16 protein-coding genes are annotated in these 18,184 nt (G+C 31.6%); 14 read left to right on the forward strand and 2 right to left on the reverse strand.

Annotated features, from left to right (window positions below; all coding sequences use genetic code 11):
* The 14 genes from AX016_RS07055 to AX016_RS07120 all read left to right on the forward strand — a co-directional run bounded on the left by AX016_RS07055 (position 1) and on the right by AX016_RS07120 (position 16,098).
* Complete coding sequence (locus tag AX016_RS07055) at positions 1-1,044, forward strand: flavin monoamine oxidase family protein (protein WP_100894946.1); 1,044 nt, start codon at positions 1-3, stop codon at positions 1,042-1,044.
* A complete protein-coding gene (locus tag AX016_RS07060) occupies positions 1,041-1,916 on the forward strand; it encodes an AraC family transcriptional regulator (RefSeq protein WP_100894947.1) in 876 nt (291 codons plus the stop codon). Before AX016_RS07055 ends, AX016_RS07060 begins: the two co-directional genes overlap by 4 nt.
* Before the next feature lie 158 nt (positions 1,917-2,074).
* The gene (locus tag AX016_RS07065) at positions 2,075-5,605 is read left to right on the forward strand and encodes a nitrate reductase (RefSeq protein WP_100896819.1); all 3,531 of its coding nucleotides are present in this window, start codon (positions 2,075-2,077) and stop codon (positions 5,603-5,605) included.
* A 10-nt stretch (positions 5,606-5,615) separates the two neighbouring features.
* Positions 5,616-7,052 (forward strand): rubredoxin, encoded by a 1,437-nt coding sequence (locus AX016_RS07070; protein ID WP_100894948.1) that lies wholly within the window; start codon positions 5,616-5,618, stop codon positions 7,050-7,052.
* 115 nt (positions 7,053-7,167) lie between these two features.
* Positions 7,168-7,569: a DUF2452 domain-containing protein gene (locus AX016_RS07075; protein ID WP_100894949.1), complete on the forward strand. Its 402-nt coding sequence runs from the start codon at positions 7,168-7,170 to the stop codon at positions 7,567-7,569.
* Positions 7,570-7,582: 13 nt separating this feature from the next.
* Positions 7,583-8,704 carry an FAD-binding domain-containing protein gene (locus AX016_RS07080; protein WP_100894950.1) on the forward strand — a complete coding sequence of 374 codons (1,122 nt, stop codon included), beginning with the start codon at positions 7,583-7,585 and terminating at the stop codon, positions 8,702-8,704.
* Positions 8,701-10,167, forward strand: a complete 1,467-nt coding sequence (locus AX016_RS07085) for a cryptochrome/deoxyribodipyrimidine photo-lyase family protein (protein ID WP_100894951.1) — start codon at positions 8,701-8,703, stop codon at positions 10,165-10,167. The genes AX016_RS07080 and AX016_RS07085 overlap by 4 nt, the downstream gene beginning before the upstream one ends.
* Before the next feature lie 5 nt (positions 10,168-10,172).
* Positions 10,173-10,301 carry a DUF2256 domain-containing protein gene (locus AX016_RS07090; protein ID WP_013620306.1) on the forward strand — a complete coding sequence of 43 codons (129 nt, stop codon included), beginning with the start codon at positions 10,173-10,175 and terminating at the stop codon, positions 10,299-10,301.
* Positions 10,298-11,782, forward strand: coding sequence for a cryptochrome/photolyase family protein (locus AX016_RS07095; protein ID WP_100894952.1), 1,485 nt, complete (start codon positions 10,298-10,300; stop codon positions 11,780-11,782). The genes AX016_RS07090 and AX016_RS07095 overlap by 4 nt, the downstream gene beginning before the upstream one ends.
* 12 nt (positions 11,783-11,794) lie before the next feature.
* Entirely contained in the window at positions 11,795-12,370 is a 576-nt protein-coding gene (locus tag AX016_RS07100; RefSeq protein WP_100894953.1) for a Crp/Fnr family transcriptional regulator, read from the forward strand.
* Positions 12,371-12,575: 205 nt separating this feature from the next.
* A complete protein-coding gene (locus tag AX016_RS07105) occupies positions 12,576-12,932 on the forward strand; it encodes a GlcG/HbpS family heme-binding protein (RefSeq protein WP_330400331.1) in 357 nt (118 codons plus the stop codon).
* A gap of 1 nt (position 12,933) precedes the next feature.
* The gene (locus tag AX016_RS07110; protein WP_100894954.1) at positions 12,934-14,460 is read left to right on the forward strand and encodes a Dabb family protein; all 1,527 of its coding nucleotides are present in this window, start codon (positions 12,934-12,936) and stop codon (positions 14,458-14,460) included.
* Positions 14,461-14,506: 46 nt separating this feature from the next.
* On the forward strand, positions 14,507-15,220 hold the full coding sequence (locus tag AX016_RS07115; RefSeq protein ID WP_100894955.1) for an SDR family oxidoreductase: 714 nt from the start codon (positions 14,507-14,509) through the stop codon (positions 15,218-15,220).
* A gap of 110 nt (positions 15,221-15,330) precedes the next feature.
* Positions 15,331-16,098: a zinc-dependent peptidase gene (locus AX016_RS07120; RefSeq protein ID WP_100894956.1), complete on the forward strand. Its 768-nt coding sequence runs from the start codon at positions 15,331-15,333 to the stop codon at positions 16,096-16,098.
* A gap of 168 nt (positions 16,099-16,266) precedes the next feature.
* On the opposite strand, the gene AX016_RS07125 is transcribed toward AX016_RS07120, so the two are convergent.
* On the reverse strand, positions 16,267-16,752 hold the full coding sequence (locus tag AX016_RS07125; RefSeq protein WP_100894957.1) for a hypothetical protein: 486 nt from the start codon (positions 16,750-16,752) through the stop codon (positions 16,267-16,269).
* Between the two features lie 36 nt (positions 16,753-16,788).
* On the reverse strand, positions 16,789-18,042 hold the full coding sequence (locus AX016_RS07130) for an outer membrane protein assembly factor BamB family protein (RefSeq protein ID WP_100894958.1): 1,254 nt from the start codon (positions 18,040-18,042) through the stop codon (positions 16,789-16,791).
* Positions 18,043-18,184 lie beyond the last annotated feature (142 nt).

An 18,184-nucleotide genomic window follows, 5' to 3' on the forward strand; every position in this document is an offset into this window, starting at 1 on the left:
ATGATTAATACTACTAAATATATTATAATTGGTGCCGGACTTTCTGGGCTAACATCTGCATATGAATTGCATAAGTCTGGAGAAAAAGATTTTTTAGTTTTAGATTCCAGAGCCAAAATTGGAGGCAGAATAGTTACTAAAAATCATATAGATTTAGGAGCTACTTGGTTCCAAAGTCACCATACAAATGTAAATGCTATATTGAGGGAATTAAACATCAATAAATTTCCTCAATATACTAGTGGTAATAGTGTTTTGGTTTATAGTTCTATGGCTCCGGCTCATTATTTTAAAAGTGATCCTGATGCACCTTCTGCATCTAGAATTTCTGGCGGATCTAGTACTTTAATAACCAAATTAGCACAAGGTTTTACAGGTAAAATAATAACAGATGCTACAGTTTTACAAATTGAAGAAGAAGGTAATTACATAAAAGTTAGTACTAAAGACAAAACTTATATAGCAGAAAAAGTGGTGCTAACTGTACCGCCACGTATAATTTCTAGAATTAATTTTTCTCCAGAACTACCGACTAACTTAATTGATACAATGAAAAATACACATACTTGGATGAGTAATGCTATAAAAGTTGGACTAAAATTTAAAGAACCTTTTTGGAAGCAAAAAGGCTTGTCAGGTACTATTATAGGTCAAGTTGGTGCGGTTACAGAGTTGTATGATCATTGTAATTCTGATAATAATGATTATAGTTTAATGGGTTTTGTAAATGAAGCATTACGAGATTTAACAGCAAAAGAACGTAAAAACAAAATTCTGTCTTATCTTTCTAAATATTTGGGAGAAGAAGTACTAGATTATACGTTTTATTATGAAAAAGACTGGTCTAAAGACGTAAACACATCTTGCAAAACAATTAAGTCTATTTATATGAGTCCAACCTACGGAGATTCTCTTTTTGCCAATACATACTTTAATGGTAAGTTAATTTTTTCGGGAACAGAAACATCTCCTGTTTATGGAGGCTATATGGATGGAGCTATTTACAGTGGAAAATTAGCAGCTAAAAAATTATTAGATAGTTGAAAAATTTTAATAAAATAGAACAATATCATTTGCATAAGGCGTACCCAAACAAGCTACAGTTTCAGGTGTACGACTTAAAAGAATACCGCAAAAAAAATCCTGAAAAAGCAGCAATACCGCATTCACATAGTTATTATCAAATAATTTGGTTTTTTAATGAAGGTGGTACGCATACCATAGACTTTAAAACCTATGATATAAAAGAAAATAGTGTGCTTTTTACCAATAAAGATCAAATACATTCTTTTGATGATAATTTGGAGGTAGAAGGTTGGTTAATTCATTTTAACGAAAGTTTTTTTATGCATTCTGATGTAGATATATTTTTAAAGTATACTATTTTTAATGTAGAACAAAACTCTTGTTACCACATAGATAAAGAAACAGCAGAAATAGCAGAGCATCACATTAAATTAATACAAAAAGAACTGCCTAAAGAGTTAAAGTTTGGTCACGAGGATACTGTGCGTTTTTTATTAAAATCATTATTAATAAACTTAGAAAGGGTACATCATTTAAATGATGATAAAAAGTTAAGAATTAACAATACGTACGAGCGGCAGTTGTTCAATTTTAAAGATCTTATAGAGGTTAACTACAACAAAGGATTATCTATTACTGCGTATGCAGACATTTTAAATATTTCTTCAAGAACATTAACAAGTATAACCAAAACGTTGTTAGGTAAATCACCTTCTCAATTACTAAAAGAGCGCATTATTCTAGAAGCAAAACGTTTGCTAAAATTTACATCACTGCAGAGTAATGAAATTGCTTTTCGTCTGGGTTTTGAAGACGACTCTTATTTTGTAAAATACTTTAAAAAAAGCGTTGGTATTTTACCAAGTGCATACCGTAGTGGTATTAAGTAAATTAAAATTTATATTAAGCTGTTGTTTTTAAGTAGTTTATTTATAAATATAACAAAATGTTCCCCTTATTATTATGAAATCATCACTACGTATTTATACGTAATTATCTATCTTTCCATAGTAAAAAAATAGTGTTATTACACCTATTATTTAGAGCTATGCAAAAGAATACATCACATAAAACAATTTGTTCCTATTGCGGGGTAGGTTGCGGAATAGTAGTAAGTAAAGATGCTAAAGGAGTTTTAACTGTAGAAGGAGATAAGGAGTACCCAGTTAATAAAGGTATGCTTTGTTCTAAAGGGAAAAATTTAAACTACGTAGCTCAAGATACTACAGATCGTATTTTGTATCCAGAAATGCGTTGGAGTAGAAACCACCCATTACAAAGAGTATCTTGGAATGATGCGTTTAAAAGGGCAGCAGCAGTTTTTAAAAGTATTATAGATAAGCACGGACCCAATAGTGTTGGTTTTTATGTGTCTGGACAATGCTTAACAGAAGAATATTACTTGGCTAATAAATTAATAAAAGGCTTTATTGGTAGTAATAACATAGATACCAACTCGCGCTTATGTATGAGTTCTGCTGTAGTAGGTTACAAAAAAACTGTGGGAGAGGACTCTGTGCCAATTGCCTATGCAGATATAGAGTTGGCAGATTGTTTTTTAATAGCAGGTGCTAACCCAGCGTGGTGTCATCCAATACTATTTAGGCGTCTAGAAAAGCATAAAGAGGAAAACCCTAATGTAAAAATAATAGTAGTAGACCCAAGAAAAACTCAGACTTGTGCTTCTGCAGATTTGCATTTGCAAATTTTACCAGGTACAGATGTGATTCTTTTTAATGCTATTGCACGTGTGCTTATAGAAAAAAAGAAAATAGATAAAAGTTTTATAAAAAAACACACCGTTAATTTTGAAGAATGCAAAGCAAGTGCTTTTCAACTAACGCTAAATGCTGCTGCCAAAAAATGCGGAATAAAAGCAGAGGATATAAAAAAAGCAGCGCTTTATATTGGTAATGCAAAAGGCTTTATTAGTATGTGGACAATGGGGCTCAACCAAAGTGTAATTGGTGTTTCTAAAAATGTAGCACTGCTAAATATATCACTACTTACAGGGCAAATAGGCAAACCGGGTGCTGGTCCGTTTTCTTTAACAGGCCAACCAAATGCAATGGGAGGTCGTGAGGTTGGCGGTATGGCAAATTTGTTGGCTGTACATAAAGATCTAAATAATCCTGAACACAGAAAAGAGGTGTCAGATTTTTGGGGAGGAACAGAAATACAAGCCAAACCGGGTTATACAGCAACTGAAATGTTTAACGCTTTAGATGAAGGAAAATTAAAGGCTATTTGGGTTATTTGTACCAATCCTGCGGTGAGTATGCCAAATGTAAATAAAGTAGAACGTGCCTTAAAAAAAGCAAGTTTTGTTGTAGTACAAGATATATCGCACAATTCAGAAACCACAAAGTTTGCAGATTTACTTTTGCCTGCCGCTGGTTGGTTAGAGAAAGAAGGTACAATGACAAATTCTGAAAGACGAATTAGTTACCTGCCTAAGGTTATAGATGCACCAGGAGAGGCTTTGCCAGATGCAGAAATATTATGGCGTTTTGCACAAGAAATGGGGTATTCTGGTTTCAATTATAACAGTGCAAGTGAGGTTTATGACGAGTATTGTTTGTTAACAAAAGGCACAAGTATAGATGTCTCTGGCTTGTCCTACAACAGGCTAAAAAACGAAGGAAGTTTTCAATGGCCAGTACCACATAACAATCACCCTGGAACCCAACGTTTATTTAGCGACTTTATTTTTAATACTCCAGATAGCAAAGCACATTTTAATGCTCCTTCAGAAATATATAATCAATCTGAAGAAACAAATGTAGACTATCCTTTAATTTTAAATACAGGTAGAGTAAGAGACCAATGGCACACTAGAACAAAAACAGGTAAAGTAAAACGATTACTAACTCATATACCTACGCCTTATTTAGAAATGAATAAAGTAGATGCTTTTTTAAGAAAATTAAAAGAAGGGGATATTGCAGTTGTTAAAAGTAGAAGAGGAGAAGTACAGGTTAAGGTAACTATAAATTTTGATATTAGAGAGCAGGTGGTTTTTTTACCAATGCATTGGGGTAAAATATTAAATAACGATTTTGGTAGGGCTAATAACTTAACTAATGATATTGTAGATCCTGTGTCTAAAGAACCAGATTTTAAATATTGTGCCGTTGAGGTTAAAAAGTATGTAAAGCCCAAGCAAAAGGTAATTGTGGTAGGTGCAGGTGCAGCCGCATACAGGTTTATACAAACCTACAGAGAAAAAAATACAGTAGATGAGTTGCACGTGTTTTCTAAAGAAAAAGATCCGTTTTATAACAGGGTTTTGTTGCCAGAATATGTTAGTAATGAGCTGTCTTGGCAAGCATTAGAAAAACTTAAAAAAGGCGAATTAAAAAAATTAAATGTGCACCTGCATTCTGGTGTTGGAGTAATTAATGTAAATGATAAAGCTAAAGAAATTGTAGATGCTAATGGCGTTACGCATAGTTATAATTTGTTAATTATGGCAACTGGTAGCAGGGCATTTGTGCCTAGTGACGTGCCTATAAACTTACCAGGCAGATTTACAATGAGGGAGCGTGGAGATGCAGATAAATTGAAAAAGTATTTACAAGAAACAGGATTGCCTAATAACGAACAACATGTGGTTATAGTAGGTGGCGGACTTTTAGGCTTAGAGTTAGCGGCTGCATTAAAAAAGATAAATGTAAATATTAGTATTATACAAAGAGCACCAAGATTAATGGAGCGCCAATTAGACAATGTGGCAAGCAGGTTGTTGGCACAAGATGTTTTAGAAAGAGATATAAACTTATATTTTGATAATGAAGTAAGTACTGTTTTTGATGAAAAGACAAGTAGTCATAGTATTTTGGTGAACCTAAAAACAGGAAAAACTATAAAATGTAATGCTATAGTTTACGCCATTGGTACCAGACCAAACATAGAGTTAGCAAAACAAACTAAGTTAAAAACTAGGCGTGGTGTTGTGGTAAATTCTTATATGCAAACAAGCAACTCTTCTATTTTTGCTTTGGGTGAAATAGCAGAGTTTAACAATTCACTTTTTGGTATTACATCCGCAGCAGAACAGCAAGCAGATATAGCAGCTAATTATATTTTAGGAGACTTTAGTAGCATTTATAACGGGTCTGTTTTAATGAATATTTTAAAGTTTGAAAATCTAGACCTGTGCAGTATAGGTATGGTAAACTCTCCAGCAAATGACTCTAGTTATGAAGAAATTATTTTAATGGATGTAAGCAAGCGTTTTTATAAAAAATGTATTGTAAAAGATGATACATTAAAAGGGGCTATTTTAATGGGTGATAAAAATGAATTTGCAGAATTTAAACGTTTAATTGAAGAGGAAATAGAGCTATCTGAAAAACGAAACGAGCTGTTAAGAGGCGCGTCTAGTTCGGTACCTTTAAAAGGGAAATTAGTGTGCTCATGTAGTCAAGTTGGAGAAGGAAATATTATAGAAACAGTACAAGGTGGCTGTACAGATTTCGCAAAATTATGCTCGCAAACAGGAGCAGGTTTAGGCTGTGGTAGTTGCAAGCCAGAAATTAAAGAAATACTAAATAGTCAGCTTCAATTAGCAAATTAATAGTTTTATTATGAATGATGATTTACATAGAATTTTAATTAAAGGTGGCGTTACCTCTCCAGGAGAATTAAAAGACAGTATAACAATGTTAGAGGCAGCTGGCCTTAAAGAAGTTTATTTTGGCTCTAGGCAAGATTTGTTATTTCCGTTAGAAAATACCAAAGAAGAACAGTTAGAGCGTATATCAGAATACAACACAGATATTGTTGGTACACGAGCTTATCAAAACATAGTGTCATCTTATGTATGTGCAGATATTTTTGATATGACTTTTTGGTTAAAAGGGTCTACTTTTTTATACATTTTAGAACGTTTTAATTATCTGCCTAAATTAAAAATAAACATAACCGACCCTAAACAACGTCTGGTTCCTATTTTTAGTGGTAATTTAAATTTTATAGCATCAGAGAGTGAAGATTATTGGTATTTAAATGTAAAACTGCCACATTGGAAAAAAGGAGACTATTACCCAGTATTAGTGTATAGTTGGGATATTAATATTATATCTAAAGCTATTGAAGATATTTATGAAGATGTAGAAAATGTTGAAGAATTATTTTTTGTCCTGAGTAAAAAGTTAGACACAAATAATAAAAGTATAGAAAAAGATTTAGAGGTGCCATACTTAACTTTTCCGTATTATGAAGGGATGAACCGTATGGGGCTAGACCAATATTGGCTTGGGTTGTATTGGAGAAATAATAAATATGATCTAAAATTTTTAAAAGAGTTTTGCGGCTTTTGTTTAGACAACGGAATAGGTAAAATTTGTATTACACCTTGGAAATCTTTTATAGTAAAAGGTATTAAAAAACAAAGTAGACCAAACTTAGAACGCTTTTTAGGGCAAAGAGGAATAAATATTAGGCACTCGCAGTTAGAAATGAATTGGCATTTGCCAGTAGATGACTTAGAAGCTTTAGAGTTAAAAAACTTTTTGGTTTTGAGTTTAAATCAGAATGATATTAGTACTTACGGTTTAACTTTTGGGTTAAGTAATGAGTCTGGTAAAAGATCTCATTTTGCATCAGTAATTATAGAAAAAAATACAACACCAACAATAGCAAAAGACTTTGTAATTAGGCCAACATATAATGTGCTTCATTTTAAAAATTTTGACCCTAATACGCATATTTACAAGGCATATGCATTAGATGTAGATAAGATAGAGCTACCCGGACTTTTAATGGAGTTAAGTAAAAAGTATTTTAAACAACTAGGCCGTGCAGATGTAGTTGCTCCAGAGGATAGCAGTAAAGCAGAGCAACTGGTAAAAGCGGTACACCAATGTGTTTCTTGTTTTACGGTTTATGATGAAGAGTACGGAGACACTACTTTTAATATCTCTCCAAATACCGCTTTTGCAGACTTGCCAGAAAACTATAAATGCTCGGTTTGTGATGCTCCAAAATCTAATTACAAGAGTGTAGAATTAACAATTTTATAAGAACGCTAGTTCACTTTTAGGTATATAAATTATGATACAATGCTTATCTTTATAAAGTAAAAGAGGATTTCTTTTTTTAATTCTTTTTTAGTTATTGATAAACAGGTTATTATAAATGAAGGAGAGTAAAAAACCAGACAATGTAGTTTTTAATGTAGAAAACCAAAAGTATGATGCGGCACTTAAGCCATACGCAACATCTGTTGGTGCACCAGTAATTACCACTACAGATAATATAGCCTGGAAAAATAGGAGTATTAATAAAGTAAACCACAAGTTAGAGGCAAGGTATTTAGAGCTAAAAGCACAGTATGATGCTATGCTAGAGCAATACGAGTACAACAAATTAATTTTTGACGCTAAGTTTACTTTTGAGCCTATTGTTGGGCAAACTTATCATTTATACAAAAGAGAAAATAACGAAACTTTTTTATCTATTATAAAACCTAACGAATGTAACTTTAATTATATGGGGAGTTTTTATTTAAACGTAGAGCTAATCTGGGAAAAAATATAAATAAAGGCTAGCTATGAGCTCATTAATAAATAATACACCAGATGTATTCCCTACAGGTATAAAAGAAATTTACCAACGCGTAAACCAAGTTAATCCTGTAAAATATGCATCTACAAGAAATTATATTAACGGAGCAGTAACCCATTTGTCTCCCTATATTTCTAGAGGTGTAATTTCTACTAAATTTGTATTAAAAGAGGTTTTAGCTAAAGGATACACACCTGCACAAATTGAAAAGTTTATACAAGAATTAGCGTGGAGAGATTATTGGCAACAGGTTTGGATAGCAAAAGGAGAAGAAGTTAATACAGATTTAAAACACACACAAACACCTGTGTCTAACACGCAAATGCCAAAGTCAATTGTTAAGGCAAATACAGGGATAATAGCTGTAGATGATGCAATACGTAAATTGGAAGATTTTGGGTATATGCATAATCACTTACGTATGTATGTAGCATCTTTAGTTTGTAATATAGGGCAAAGCCATTGGTTGTTACCTGCCAAATGGATGTACTATAATTTATTAGATGCAGATTGGGCTAGTAATGCGTTAAGTTGGCAATGGGTAGCTGGGGCTAATGCCAATAAAAAATATTATGCAAACCAAGAAAATATTAATAAGTATTGTTTTACAGAACAAAATAATACTTTTTTAGATGTTCCTTATAGTGCTTTTGAGTCTTTAAAAATACCTGAAGAACTAGAAGAAAACATAGATGTAGATTTAACAACTACACTTCCTAAGCCTCTGCAAATAAAACTAAATAAGGAATTGCCAACCTGTATTTATAATTTTTACAATCTAGATCCTAATTGGAGAAAAGAAGAAATTGTAAATAGAGTTTTGTTATTAGAGCCTTCTCATTTTAAAAAGTATCCGGTATCTAAAAAAAGCATAGATTTTATGCTAAAATTAGCAAAAGATAATATTAGTAATATACAGGTCTACGTAGGAGAATTTTCAGATTTAGTTGCTGAGCATCAGTTAAAAAAAATCTATTTTAAAGAACACCCAACGGTAATACATTACCAAGGAGAGCAAGATGCAAGAGATTGGATGTTTACTGTAAATGGTTACTATCCATCTTTTTTTTCATTCTGGAAAAAATGTAAAAAAGAGCTTAGTTTTTGAAAAAGCAAACCATAAATATAGTTTGGTTAAAAAGAGACATCCGTTCTCAGGATCATAGACCTTTTCAAAAAGCAGAACAGGCTAATGTTCCTTATATAATTATTTATTTGTTTGAGCCAAAATTCATCAATTATCCAGATACTAGTTTAAGGCATTTACAGTTTGTTTATCACTCTATAAAAACACTAAACAATACTTTAGAGCCATTTAACAAAAAAGTAACTGTGTTATATACTGATGCTGTTACTGCAATTAATTTTTTGAGTGATACTTATGAAATTAAAAATGTTTTTAGTTATCAAGAAAGTGGAGTTTTGGCTACTTGGCAAAGAGATAAAAAGGTAAAGCAAATTTGTAAAATAAATAATATTAATTGGCAAGAGTACCAAAGAGACGGTATTTTACGAGGTATTAAAAACAGACAAGATTGGAGTACGCAATGGCATAAAACAATGCACCAACCTGTAATTAAGAATACATTTAATAACACAGAGAAAGTAGAGGTTTTAGAGCATAAATATTTGTTGCCAAGAGAATTAGAAAGTAAGTTAAAAGTTTACCCAAAACAGTACCAGCCAGCAGGTGAAATTAATGCGTGGCGTTATTTAAAATCTTTTGCGGCCAAAAGAGGTTTTAAGTATCAAAAACATATTTCTAAACCAACAGAAAGTAGAATGTCTTGTAGTAGGCTTTCTCCTTATTTAGCTTGGGGTAATATTAGTGTAAAGCAAGCTTTTCAGTTTATAGGGACACACCCAAATGGCACAAAAAATAGTAATGCGTTTTCTGCAATGTTAACAAGGCTACATTGGCACTGTCATTTTATTCAAAAGTTTGAGGTAGAATGTGCTTATGAGACTCATTGTGTAAATAAAGGGTATGAGCTTTTAGAACACCCTATAAATGAAGATTACATTAAGGCTTGGAAAACAGGTACAACTGGCTATCCTTTAATAGATGCTTGTATGCGAGCTGTAGCAGAAACTGGTTGGATTAATTTTAGAATGCGTGCTATGTTAGTTTCATTTTTAACTTTAAATCTAGATCAAGATTGGAGAGAAGGTACGTACCATTTGGCTCGTTTATTTTTAGATTATGAGCCTGGTATACATTATCCTCAGTTTCAAATGCAAGCTGGTACAACAGGTGTTAATACAGTACGCTTGTACAACCCAGTAAAAAACTCACTAGAGCACGACCCAGAAGGTTTGTTTATAAAAAAGTGGATTCCAGAATTAGCTAACGTACCTGTAAGTTATATTCACGAGCCCTGGAAAATGAGTTTAATGGAGCAAACATTTTGTGGTGTAATTATAGGTGAAGACTATCCGTTGCCTATTGTAGATTTACAAACAAGTGCTAAGGCTGCCAGAGATAAAATTTGGGGACATAAAAAGCACCCTGCTGTAGAGAATGAAAAAGATCATATATTAAATACACACGTAAAGCCCAGAAAAAAATAATAAAAATGAAAAAGCAGCATCTGCCACAGAAAATATGTATTGTTTGTGAACGGCCATTTACTTGGCGTAAAAAGTGGGAGAAAAATTGGGAAGAGGTTAAGTATTGTAGTCAACGTTGTAAAAGAAATAAATGAAAAGTATAAGTATAGTTTTTCCGCATCAATTATTTAAAAAATCTCCTATGCTAGGTAATGGGGAAACCATTTATTTAATAGAAGAATATTTATTTTTTAAACAGTACTCTTTTCACAAGCAAAAAATTGCTTTTCATAGAGCAACTATGATGAGGTACAGAGATTTTTTAATTGATGAACATAATAGTGACGATACCTATATAGCATCAACAGATAAAAAATCTGATATTAGAATATTTCTACAAGAGTTAAAAAAGGATAACGTTGAGCATATAAATTATATAGACCCAACAGATAATTGGTTAAAAAAACGAATTGAAGAAAGTGCTGAAAAAGCAGGAATAAAAACCACAGTACACACTTCACCTTTATTTTTAAATTCTGAAGAAGATTTAGCATCATTTTTTACCACAGACAAAAAAAAATACCATCAAACTACTTTTTACAAAGAACAACGTAAAAAATTAAATATTCTTATTGATGAAAACGGAGAACCAGAAGGAGGTAAATGGACTTATGATGCGGAGAATCGTAAAAAATATCCGGCAAAAAAGACACCTCCATCTATTCAGTTTCCAGATGTAGATAAATACTATAAGGAAGCAAAGGAATATGTAAATAAGAATTTTGAAGATAATTTAGGATCACTAACAGAACAGAGTCTATACCCAACTAATTTTAAAGAAACTGAAGATTGGTTACAGCAATTTTTTGAACAAAGATTTATGGAGTTTGGTGTGTATGAAGATGCCATTGTAGCAGAAAACTCTATATTAAACCATAGTGTATTAACACCTATGTTAAATGTGGGGTTAATTACACCAAAAGAAATTGTATACAGGGCTTTAGATTACGCTAAGGCAAACAACGTGCCTATAAATTCTACAGAGGGGTTTGTACGGCAAATTATTGGTTGGCGAGAGTTTATTAGAGGTATGTATATTACTAAAGGAACAGAGGAGCGTACTACTAATTATTGGAAGTTTACACGTAAAATACCAGCTTCTTTTTATACAGGAACAACAGGTATACCACCAATAGACCAAACTATTAAAAAACTATTACAAACAGGATATAGCCACCATATAGAGCGTTTAATGGTATTAAGTAATTTTATGTTGTTGTGTGAGTTTCATCCGGATGAGGTATACCAATGGTTTATGGAGTTGTTTATAGATTCTTATGACTGGGTTATGGTACCTAATGTGTATGGTATGAGTCAGTTTGCAGATGGCGGTTTAATGGCAACCAAACCCTATATAAGCGGCAGCAATTATTTAATGAAAATGAGTAATTACAAAAAAGGAGAGTGGCAAGATGTTTGGGACGGACTCTTTTGGAGGTTTATGCATACACAAAGAGATTTTTTCTTGTCTAACCCAAGGTTAGGAATGCTTATACGTATGTATGATAAAATGGATAAAGAAAAACAACAAGCTCACTTAACTAATGCAGAAGAGTATTTAGCTACATTAGACTAACTTATTTTAACTATGCCATACCAATTATTAAAGAAAAACTTAAACGGTAATTTAGACCTTTCTAGCAAAGAGCTAGAGAAAATATGCTCTTATTTTACAACAAAAGAGATAAAGAAAAAAGAGTTTTTATTAACTCAAGGAAGCATTTGTAAGTTTGAGGGGTTTGTGGTACAGGGATGTTTTAGAGTGTTTTCTTTAGATAAAAACGGTAATGATAATACCTTGTATTTTGCTGCAAAAGACTGGTGGTTAATGGATATAGATAGCTTTATGAACCAAACACCATCAGAACTAAATATACAGGCTTTAGAAGATAGTAAGGTGCTGTTAATTAATAAAGAAGATAAAGAACAACTGTGTAATTTGCTTCCAATTGTAGAAAAGCTTTTTAAAATAATGTTTCAAAAAGCTGTTGTGTCTTGGCAAAGAAGATTAATACGTAATCATTGTTTAACAGCTAAAGAAAGGTATTTGTATTTTATAAAAACATATCCAGACATTTCTTTAAAACTAACAGATAAACAAATTGCAGGTTACTTGGGTATTAGACACGAGTTTTTAAGCAAGATTAAAAAAAACGAAAAATAATTTTTTACAGTTGAACTTGTTCAACTTTTTTTTCATTTTCATTATAGAGATTTGCATTACATTAATATGTAACAACCAATAATGATGAATTTATATACACCTAAAATTACCTTTAAACCAAAGGGAAAAACTTTAAAACACAACAGATATTACAGATAAGGATGCTTTAAGTGCTATTTTAAAGGCAAAGCAAAAAGCAGAAAGTATGGGAGTTTTGGTAAATATTGCTGTGGTAGATGCAGGAGCAAATTTAAAAGCTTTTGTACGTATGGACGATTCTTTTTTAGGAAGTATAGATGTAGCTATAAAAAAAGCAAAAACCTCTCGTTATTTTAATATTGCAACTGGTGATTTAGGTAAACTTACCCAGCCAGGTGGTATTATTTACAATATAGAACTCTCTAATAATGGATTGATTAGTTTTCCAGGAGGAGTTCCCATAAAAAACAATGAAGGGAAAATAATAGGAGCCATAGGAGTAAGTGGTGGTACAATAGAAGAAGATCATAAAATAGCGACTTACGGAGCAAAATCTATATTAAAAGAGCAAAAAACAAAGTAAAATGAATTGGATTAAAAGTATATTTTTTATCGTATTTAGTTGTAGTTGCTTCCTTGGTTATACTCAACTTACAAAAAGTAATTATACAGTATTACAACAAACAGATTTTAAAACTACCAAGTACAACACGGTTACAGCTACTACTTACAGTAAAAACGGAGTTAATTATGTGTTCTCTGGAGGAGATGGTGCATTTATAAATGTATTTAAACTAAACGCTACCGGAGAATTAATACCAGTTGGTGCTTATGAGTTGCAGAACAAAAAAGGACCAGCAAGAGGTTTGGTAGCTCATAATATAAAGGGAACAGATTATTTATTTGTAGGTAATAAAGGAGGCAATAGTGTAGAGGTTTATAGTATAGAAGATAATGGAAGCTTAAAAAGGGTATTTGTATTAAACGATACACCAGAAACTTATTTAGGTACAGTTATTACTCTTAAAGTTATTCCTATAAAAAACAATTTTTACCTTTTTGTAGGTGGACTAGAGAGCGCACCGGGTTTAAGCTGTTTTAAAATACATAAAAACGGAAAACTTAGTCATATACAATCGCTTGCAGATGATGATTTTATACATACAGACGGTATAATTGGTATGTATTCACATAAAATAAATGGCAAAATATTTCTTATTACAGGTGGTTTTCAAGACAATGGCATTAGTAGTTTTGAGGTTTTTAACAATGGCACTTTTAAAAATGTAAATAACATTGCAGACAATACAACCAACCGTTACTTAACAGGCGCATACCCTGTAAACGGAGTTACTTTAGGAGCTAACCATTATATTGTTGTAGGGCATAGACATCATAAATATTATAAAAGAGGTAATTTTATTAAAAAGAAAGATTTTGTTTTTCATGGTGATGGTGTAAGCGTTTTTAAGGTTAATGAGTCAGGAGAACTTATTCCTCATTCTGTTTTAGTTAATAATGCTACCACAAAATTAGCAGGACAAACACGTATTGAAATATTAAAAATTGACGAATCTGAAGCATTAGTTGCAATAGGTACGCGTGATGATAATAGCATACAATTATGTAAATTAAATGCTAATGGCACCTTAAAACCTTCTGGTGTATTAGATACTAGTTACCCTATTTATTATGGGTTAGCATCAATAAAAATTAATGAAAATTTCTTTTTTTTAGCAGGTTCCGTAGATCCTAAAGTAAAAAAGATGTTTGCTTATAAAGTAAGTTTTAAGTCTAAAAATGGCAAAAAACTTAGACATGTTGTAAATTTAAAATATAAAGATGCTGCTACACCAAAAGAGGTGAATAGGGCAGTAGAGAATTTTGTAGCGTTAAAAAATAAAATTCCTGAAATTTTAGATTTTGAATGGGGAATTAACAACAGTAAAGAAGGAAAAAGTAAAGGGTTTACCCATAGCTTTATGCTTACTTTTAAAGACGAAAAAGCGCTAGAGGTGTATTTGGTTCACAAAGAACATTTAGAACTTATAAAAAATATAGGTTCGTTAATAGATGATGTTTTTGTTATGGATTATTATACCACAGAATAAAACAGAATTTCTTGCTAATTTTAGAGTTAAATATAAATAATTGAAGATGAAAAAAACAGCATACATAACAGGTGGTTCTAAAGGAATAGGATTAGGAATAGCAGAAGCATTGCTAAAAGAAGGAGTTAATGTAGCTATTACAGCAAGAACGCAGAATGATTTAGATGAGGCAGAAAAACACTTAAAAACAATTGGGGATGCAGAGGTTTTAGTAATTAAATCTGATGTAAGAAACCTAGCAGATGAAGAAAATGCCATACAACAAGTTGTAGACAAGTGGGGACAATTAGATTATTGTATAGCTAACGCAGGCGTAGGAAGATTTTCTCCTGTTGATGAAATGAGTGCGGAGGATTGGAATGCCGTTATAGATATAAATGTAACAGGAGTTTTTAATACCATAAAGTCTGCAATACCTGCCCTTAAAAAGTCTAAAGGTTATATTATTACTATTGCAAGTTTGGCTGGTACTAATTATTTTGAAAAAGGAGCAGCTTATAACGCTAGTAAATTTGCTGTGGTAGGTTTTTCACAAGCTATTATGCTAGACTTAAGACCTTACGATATTAAAGTAACTACTATTATGCCAGGCTCTGTAGCCACTTATTTTAACGGACACACACCTACAGATGCAGATGCTTGGAAAATTCAGCCAGAAGATATAGGACAAATGGTGGTAGACTTAACGCAAATGAATCCAAGAACATTACCAAGTAAAGTAGAGGTAAGGCCAGCTGTACCGCCTTCTGCAAAAAAATAATTTTTATGTAAAAAACTTTTTTAAATTTAAACCCCGTAACTTAAACGGGGTTTTTCTTTTTAGCTATTTTTCTAGTTTAAATCTCGTTTTAATTTTTAGATTGCCACAATATGTTTTATACCATAGGATTTACCCTTTTAATAGCTTTTGCTATTTATGCATTTATAATTACTAGAAATAAAAAAGTAGAAAAATTCCCTTCTAATTGGCACACGTTGTTGGTTTCTAAAGTAGGGTTTTACAAAAAATTGTCATCAAGTGAACAACAAAGATTTCAAAAACGAATAATGCTATTTTTAAGCGAGGTGCATATAGAAAGTGTTGGCTTTAGTGTAGATGATATTGATAAAATTTTAATAGCCTCTAGTGCTGTAATTCCAGTATTTAATTTTACAGAGTGGCATTACAAGCATTTAAGTACAGTACTTATTTATCCAGAGCATTTTAATGAAGACCTAAGTTTTGCTAAAAAAGATAAAGACAGAAATATTGCAGGTATGGTGGGTAACGGACAGTTTAAAAACCAGATGCTTTTATCTAGAAAAGCACTGCACAATGGGTTTAAAAATAAGTCTCGTATTCACAATACAGGAATACATGAGTTTATACATTTAATAGATAAACAAGACGGTGTAATAGATGGTATACCAGAACGCTTGCTAAATGAGCCATATATTATTCCTTGGTTAAAAACCATACATAAAAAGATGGAGGATATAAATGATAACAAATCAGATATTAGAAATTATGGAGGTACAAATGAAGCCGAGTTTTTAGCAGTAGCTTCAGAATATTTTTTTGAAAAACCAGAAATAATGAAAAAAAAGCATCCAGATTTATACCAGATGCTTAAGTCTTGTTTTCAGGCAAAAGATTAATTTTCTTTTAAAAGTTTTGCATTCAACAAAACCTTTGTATAGTAAGTTATTATTTTAATGTTTGGTTTCTTTTTTAAGGCTACTAACCTGTGCTTGTTCTACTTTTTAATCGTCTTAAATAATAATAATTTTTGAGAATAGGACTTACAAAATGTAATAATAAGTTGCTTATGGTAACCATTTCTGTTCTTTCTCTGTAGCATCTAAAATATCTAACTTTAAAGTATTTTTAATATCTGTTGCCACTTTAAAAGCATTGTCTTTGTTTTTAGATTGATAAAAAGTAATGTGTTTATTTTTTGAATAAAATAAATTGATAATAAAAATTTGATTTGAAAATGACGCAGATGCACCAAGTGAATTTATACGTTGCGATTGTTTGCCTTTAAAAACAGATATATACTCAAACTCTGGATTTTTATGCCAATTGCCAAAATGAATTGAAAAAATAGACCAAATTTCTCTATAGGTATTGTTGCTTAAATTAATTTGTGAACCCGTTGTAGCACTTAAAAAAATACCCAGCGCACACATAAAAAAACCAAATAAAATGTTGTTAAATAGTACAACGTAAATAGAAAGTAAAATTAAAAAAGCACCAAAAATTCTTTTTAAGATAGAAACTGGCTTTATGTATGTAATAATGTTGTTCAAAATTTTAGCAGGTTTAGTTGTTTTGTAATGTTTTGGTTAATTGGCTTTAACTATTTCAAAATATAAATTAAAAGCATCATTAACCTCATATTCTAGTTTAATGTCTTTGTAAGCGTACTTTTTTGTTTTAAGGTTGTAGGTTACAAAATAGTTTTTTGTTAAAAATGTTAGTTCGCCATTAGAAATAAAAATATTAGATAGTATCTTCTCCTTAGGCTGACTAATTTTTAACTGCTTACCATCTGCCGCGTTTAGCATAAAAAATGCATTAGTATCAGCCTTTGTAAAACCATAAATATAGTTGTTGTATTTACTAAAGTACCTAACATCATCACCATCAATATTTAGACTGGTTTTCCATAGTAACTCTCCATTATCACTATTTAAAGCAATAGCATCTAAGGTATCATTATCTGTTTCAGATGCAAAATAATACGTTCCACCGTCTAGTATAGTGTTGCTGTCTATATTGGCATATGTATGTTCGGTTTGGTATTCCCAAGCTATAGACGCCATATCGTCAATATTTAAAGCATATACTTTATTATATTCGTTAGCTACGTAAGCTTTTTTATCATCAATCTGCATTAAAGAATACATAGGGGTATTACCAAAACCTCTTTGCCAAATTGCTTGTCCTGTTTGTGATTTAAAAGAGTACACATAAGGCGCGTTAGATATTACAAGGTTGTCTTTGTTTAAAACAGGCGTATAGTTATTGAAAGGAAACTGTAACTTGTAGTTCCATACTTTGTCTCCTGTATATTTGTTAAAAGCGTATAGTTGTTTGTTGTTAGATGCTAAAAAAATTAAATTTCCTTGTATTGGTAAATGCTGACCACTAATTACATACCTTTTATCTACGCCAGAGTGCATACCAATTTCTGTTTTCCAATACAGACTGCCATCATTTACATTAGCAGCAATAATTTCTTTTTGTGTGCTTGTAGCATATAAAATAGAGTTTTCAATTTTAAACTGATTCCTCATTTTATTATAAGAGCTATCTGTAAACTTAATATTCCATTTTTGGTCTAAACTTTCTAAATCATAAGACGTTATTTCTCCATCGTTTTTTAAAACAATAATAAGGTCATTTTCTACTTTTTCATTGCCTAAAATATCCTTGTTATTTGTTGTGCTTAGGATCTCTTTAATAGATGTAGCAATTTTGTCATTACTATACTGGTTTGTTTCGGGCTCATCACTGCCAAGGCTTATTGTTTGCCCTAATGCAAAAGCACTAATAAGCAGTGTACATATTGTTGTTAGTAAATATCTATTTTTCATTTTTATGTAAAATTTAATTCTGTATTGTAGTTATATAGGCTAAGTAATGTAATTTTTAAGAGTGATGAAATACTCAGTTTTTTTTCGCCCTGTATCAGTATATATTCGTGTCATAAAAAGTAAAAAGCCACAAGTTTATAAA

It is taken from the genome of Cellulophaga sp. RHA19, from assembly GCF_002813425.1.
GTDB lineage: Bacteria > Bacteroidota > Bacteroidia > Flavobacteriales > Flavobacteriaceae > Cellulophaga.

What these genes read in the sequence shown, in the direction of transcription:
- AX016_RS07055 (WP_100894946.1), top strand. Translation starts at nt 1, where the DNA reads ATGATTAATACTACTAAATATATTATAATTGGTGCCGGACTTTCTGGG.
- AX016_RS07065 (WP_100896819.1), top strand. Translation starts at nt 2,075, where the DNA reads ATGCAAAAGAATACATCACATAAAACAATTTGTTCCTATTGCGGGGTA.
- AX016_RS07070 (WP_100894948.1), top strand. Translation starts at nt 5,616, where the DNA reads ATGAATGATGATTTACATAGAATTTTAATTAAAGGTGGCGTTACCTCT.
- AX016_RS07075 (WP_100894949.1), top strand. Translation starts at nt 7,168, where the DNA reads ATGAAGGAGAGTAAAAAACCAGACAATGTAGTTTTTAATGTAGAAAAC.
- AX016_RS07080 (WP_100894950.1), top strand. Translation starts at nt 7,583, where the DNA reads ATGAGCTCATTAATAAATAATACACCAGATGTATTCCCTACAGGTATA.
- AX016_RS07090 (WP_013620306.1), top strand. Translation starts at nt 10,173, where the DNA reads ATGAAAAAGCAGCATCTGCCACAGAAAATATGTATTGTTTGTGAACGG.
- AX016_RS07095 (WP_100894952.1), top strand. Translation starts at nt 10,298, where the DNA reads ATGAAAAGTATAAGTATAGTTTTTCCGCATCAATTATTTAAAAAATCT.
- AX016_RS07100 (WP_100894953.1), top strand. Translation starts at nt 11,795, where the DNA reads ATGCCATACCAATTATTAAAGAAAAACTTAAACGGTAATTTAGACCTT.
- AX016_RS07105 (WP_330400331.1), top strand. Translation starts at nt 12,576, where the DNA reads ATGGGAGTTTTGGTAAATATTGCTGTGGTAGATGCAGGAGCAAATTTA.
- AX016_RS07110 (WP_100894954.1), top strand. Translation starts at nt 12,934, where the DNA reads ATGAATTGGATTAAAAGTATATTTTTTATCGTATTTAGTTGTAGTTGC.
- AX016_RS07115 (WP_100894955.1), top strand. Translation starts at nt 14,507, where the DNA reads ATGAAAAAAACAGCATACATAACAGGTGGTTCTAAAGGAATAGGATTA.
- AX016_RS07120 (WP_100894956.1), top strand. Translation starts at nt 15,331, where the DNA reads ATGTTTTATACCATAGGATTTACCCTTTTAATAGCTTTTGCTATTTAT.
- AX016_RS07130 (WP_100894958.1), bottom strand. Translation starts at nt 18,042, where the DNA reads ATGAAAAATAGATATTTACTAACAACAATATGTACACTGCTTATTAGT.